General features: G+C 63.9%; 1 protein-coding gene and 1 pseudogene. Both read right to left on the bottom strand.

The window, feature by feature from the left end:
- Window positions 1-227, bottom strand: a pseudogene (locus tag J5M58_RS28375) (hypothetical protein); the annotation flags it as partial.
- Between the two features lie 3 nt (window positions 228-230).
- Window positions 231-521 (bottom strand): ATP-binding protein (locus tag J5M58_RS26190; protein WP_243432561.1); only part of this gene is annotated, 291 nt, incomplete at its 5' end.

Here is a 521-nt window from a genome sequence, read left to right as displayed (position 1 = left end):
CTCTTTCTCGGCAGGTTCAGATCGAGAATGATGAGGCCCGGCCGACGCGCACCGGCGTAGGGCCCTTCGCGCCTCAGGTACGCCATCGCCGCGACGCCGTCCTCGACGACGTTCAGCGGATTGAGCACCTTGTAGTATTCGAGCGCCTCCTTGGTCATCATCACGTCGGTCGGGCTGTCCTCGACCAGCAGGATCTCGACGAAATTTCCTCGCTCATCGGCAATCATCGCTCACTCCCTCGGATCGCGCGGCCAACGCGTTTCATCGGCACCCGGCCTGGACAGCGTAAACGAAAACGTCGTGCCCTGCCCCGGCTCGGACTCGACGAAGATGCGGCCGCCGTGGTGCTCGACGATCCGCTTGCACAGCGCGAGCCCGAGCCCCGTTCCCGGATATTCGCGCCGCGTGTGCAGCCGCTGGAAAATCAGGAAGATGCGCTCGAAATACTGCGGATCGATCCCGATGCCGTTGTCGCGCACGCGCAACAGCCATGCGTCGTCGCGCGTGTGCGCTTCCAGATG

The sequence above is a fragment of the Pseudomonas sp. 32_A genome (assembly GCF_017490905.1).
Classification (GTDB): domain Bacteria; phylum Pseudomonadota; class Gammaproteobacteria; order Pseudomonadales; family Pseudomonadaceae; genus Aquipseudomonas; species Aquipseudomonas inefficax.
The sequence above is the reverse complement of the archived record's forward strand: the minus strand, read 5'-3'. Positions and strand labels throughout refer to the sequence as shown.